Source organism: Kitasatospora sp. NPDC007106 (assembly GCF_040634455.1).
GTDB lineage: Bacteria > Actinomycetota > Actinomycetes > Streptomycetales > Streptomycetaceae > Kitasatospora > Kitasatospora arboriphila.
On record NZ_JBEYFP010000638.1, the window covers coordinates 1 to 3437 of the forward strand.

A 3437-nucleotide genomic window follows, 5' to 3' on the forward strand; every position below is an offset into this window, starting at 1 on the left:
GGCGGGTGCGGTCAGGGGGCGGGGCGGTGCAGCAGGGCCCAGACGCACTCCTCGGCGGCGGCGAGGTCCGCGGGGGCCATCGCGCCGAGGCCGTCCGCGCGGTGCAGCTTGACCAGGCCGGTGAAGGCGCCGACGGCGAGCGCCACCAGCTGGGCGGCGTCCCCGTCGCGGATCTCGCCGGCCCGCTGGCCGCGCTCGATGAAGTCGGCGGCGATCCGGTCGATCTCGGCGGCCAGCGCCAGGCTGTCCGGCGCCAGGAAGGTGTCGTGCTGCTGGTGCTCCAGGAAGACGAACGCCTCCGGGCGGGCCCCGGCGTACCGGGTGAAGCCCCGCCAGAAGCGGCCGAACTCCTCGCGGACGGTGCCGGCCGGGCCGCCCTCGGCCATCGCCGCGGCCAGCTCGTCGAGCAGGGCCCGCTTGGCGTGCTGGAAGGCCGCGTTGCCGAGCGCCTCCTTGCTGGGGAAGTACCGGTAGATGCTGCCCACGCCCACTCCGGCGCGCTGGGCCACGGCGGGCATCTGGGTGCCCTCGTAGGTGCGCTCGGCGAAGAGGGCGACAGCGGCGTCGATGAGCCGCTCGGCGAGGTCGGGCTTGCGCGGGGTCACGGAATGAATATTCATTCCGCGGGGGTGCCGCTGTCAAGGCCGCCCTAGACTGGGGGCATGGCGCGGCTCAACGACGAGGTCGGCGCACTGCTCCAGGAGTACTCCGACCTGCTGCTGCTCACCGGCGGCGACGCCTACCGGGCACGGTCCTACGAGAAGGCCGCCCGGTTCGTCGGCGGCCACCCGGAGGACCTCGCCCGGCTCGACGCCAAGGGCCTCCAGGCCATCCCCGGCGTCGGGAGGTCCACCGCCGAGAAGATCACCGAGTACCTGGGCACCGGCCGGGTCGCCGCCGTCGACGCACTGCGCGCCAAGGTGCCGCCGGGCGTCCGCGAGATCATGGCGATCCCGACCGTCGGCCCCAAGAAGGCCGCCCTCGTCCACCGCGAACTCGGCGTCTCCACCGTCGACGAACTCCTCGACGCCGCCCGCGCCGGACGCCTCGACGACCTCCCCGGCCTCGGCGCCCGCACCGCGGAGAACATCGTCCACGGCATCGAGGTGCTCCGGCAGGGCGGCGGCCGGGTGCTGATCTCCACCGCCCTCGCCCTCGCCGAGGAGATCGCCGCCGCCGTCCGCGAGGCCTCCGGCTGCGAACGCTGCACCTGGGCCGGCTCGCTGCGCCGGATGCGCGAGACCGTCGGCGACGTCGACGTCCTCGCCGCCGCGGACGACTCCGCCCCGCTGACGGCCGCCCTCACCGGCCATCCGCTCACCGCCGAGGTGCTCGGCAGCGGCACCACCAAGACCTCCGTCCGCACCACCCGGGGCCTCCAGGTCGACCTGCGGGTCGTCCCGGCCGAGGACTGGGGCGCCGGCCTCGTCTACTTCACCGGCTCCAAGGCGCACAACGTCAAACTGCGCGCCCGCGCTGTCAGGGCCGGGCTCAAGCTCTCCGAGTACGGCCTCTTCGAGGCGGACGGCGGCCGCAAGCTCGCCTCCCGCACCGAGGAGGACGTGTACGAGGCGCTCGGCCTGCCGTGGATCCCGCCCACCCTGCGCGAGGACCGCGGCGAGATCGAGGACGCCCTGAACGGCGAACTCGGCCAGCCCGTCACCGAGCAGGACGTCCGCGGCGACCTGCACACCCACACCGACCTCACCGACGGCCTCGCCCCGCTGGAGGAGATGCTCGCCGCCGCGCACCGCCGCCGCTGGTCCTACGTCGCCGTCACCGACCACGCGCCGAACCTGGCCATGCAGCGGATGACCGACGCGAAGATGCTCGCCCAGCGCGAGCAACTGCAGGCGCTGCAGGGCTCGTTCGGGCGGATGCGGCTGCTGCACGGCACCGAGCTGAACATCGACCCGGACGGCGGTGTGGACTGGCCGCCCGAGTTCCTGGCCGGCTTCGACCTGTGCGTCGCCTCGATCCACTCGGCCTTCACGCTCGACCGGGCCGCGCAGACCCGCCGGCTCGTCCGGGCCTGCGAGAACCCGTACGTCCACGTGATCGGGCACCCCACCACCCGGCTGCTCGGCCGCCGCGCGCCGATCGACGCCGACTTCGACGAGGTCTTCGCCGCCGCGGCCCGCACCGGCACCGTCCTGGAGGTCAACGCCTCACCCGAGCGGCTCGACCTCGGCGACGAACTGATCATCGCCGCCCGCCGCCACGGCGTCCGCTTCGCCGTGAACACCGACGCGCACGCCACCGTCCACCTCGACAACCTCCGCTTCGGCGTCGCCACCGCCCAGCGCGGCCGGCTCACCGCCGAGGAGGTCGTCAACACCTGGCCGCTGCAGAAGCTCCGCCGGTTCCTGAAGGCCGACTTGAAGCGGGCCCCGGGTTGAGACGGCGTCTCAGGAGGACCGACCCGCCGCCAGGGCGGTCAGCCAGTCGACGGCGCCCTGCACCCCGTCGGTGACCGGGACGCCGGAGGGCGTCTCGGGCCGGCGGACGACCACCACGGGCAGCCCGAGCTCGCGGGCCGCGGTGAGCTTGGGCGCGGTGGCCGCGCCGCCGCTGTCCTTGGTGACCAGCACGTCGATGTCGTACTCGCGCAGCACCCGGCGCTCCCCGTCCAGGGTGAACGGGCCGCGGTCGAGCAGCACCTCCAGCCGGGGCGGCAGCGGTCGGTCCGGCGGGTCCACCGACCGGGCCAGGAAGAAGGTGTCCTTCAGGTGCGCGAAGGCGGCCATGCCCTGCCGCCCGGTGGTGAGGAACACCCGGCGGCCGAGCCCCGGCAGGGCGTCCGCCGCCTCGGCCAGCGAGTCCACCCGGTGCCAGTCGTCGCCGTCGACTGGGACCCAGCCGGGACGCCGCAGGACGAGCAGGGGAACATGGACCTCGGCGGCCGCGGTGGCCGCGCTCCGGCTGATCTTCTCGGCGAAGGGATGGGTGGCGTCGATGACCGCGTCCGCCTGCTCGGCCCGCAGCCAGTCGGCCAGTCCGACCGAGCCGCCGAAACCGCCGATCCGCACCTCGCCCGCCGGCAGCCGCGGCTCCGCGACCCGGCCGGCCAGCGAGCTGGTCACCCGCAGCGCGGGATCCTCGGCGAGGACGGCGGCGAGACGGCGGGCCTCGGTGGTGCCGCCGAGGATCAGGACGTGCATCGGAACTCCAGGAGGCGGACGTGGCTGAGGCGGGCGGCCGGGCGGCGCAGCTGAAGAGTAGCGGGCTGCGGCACGGCTGGACGACGGGCGCGTGCGCCACGGCGGCCACCGCCGCCGCGTACACCGCCCTGCTCACCGGGGAGTTCCCCGACCCGGTGGAGATCGTCCTGCCGAAGGGCCAGCCGGAGAAGGACTCGGCGATCCGGGTCTGCGCCTGGGCGGCCGTGTACGTCGCCTTGATGGTCTCCTTCTTGGTACGGAAGGCGTCCACCTTGG

The 3437-nt window shown here is 74.5% G+C and carries 4 protein-coding genes; 2 read left to right on the forward strand and 2 right to left on the reverse strand.

The window, feature by feature from the left end:
* Window positions 1-11 precede the first annotated feature (11 nt).
* On the reverse strand, window positions 12-605 hold the full coding sequence (locus ABZ641_RS29885; protein ID WP_344621526.1) for a TetR/AcrR family transcriptional regulator: 594 nt from the start codon (window positions 603-605) through the stop codon (window positions 12-14).
* 57 nt (window positions 606-662) lie between these two features.
* Between ABZ641_RS29885 and polX the strand changes: the two genes are divergently transcribed.
* Window positions 663-2399, forward strand: coding sequence for a DNA polymerase/3'-5' exonuclease PolX (gene polX / locus ABZ641_RS29890; RefSeq protein WP_359986767.1), 1737 nt, complete (start codon window positions 663-665; stop codon window positions 2397-2399).
* Window positions 2400-2408: 9 nt separating this feature from the next.
* Here polX and ABZ641_RS29895 read toward each other — a convergent pair whose 3' ends face one another.
* A complete protein-coding gene (locus ABZ641_RS29895; RefSeq protein ID WP_344621528.1) occupies window positions 2409-3161 on the reverse strand; it encodes a cobalt-precorrin-6A reductase in 753 nt (250 codons plus the stop codon).
* A 20-nt stretch (window positions 3162-3181) separates the two neighbouring features.
* Here ABZ641_RS29895 and ABZ641_RS29900 point away from each other — a divergent pair.
* On the forward strand, window positions 3182-3437 hold a 256-nt coding region (locus ABZ641_RS29900; RefSeq protein WP_359986770.1), incomplete at its 3' end, for a cobalt-precorrin-5B (C(1))-methyltransferase.

Bases quoted from the DNA above. Each gene is read 5' to 3' on its own strand.
- ABZ641_RS29895 (WP_344621528.1), bottom strand. From the start codon at position 3,161: ATGCACGTCCTGATCCTCGGCGGCACCACCGAGGCCCGCCGTCTCGCC.
- polX (WP_359986767.1), top strand. From the start codon at position 663: ATGGCGCGGCTCAACGACGAGGTCGGCGCACTGCTCCAGGAGTACTCC.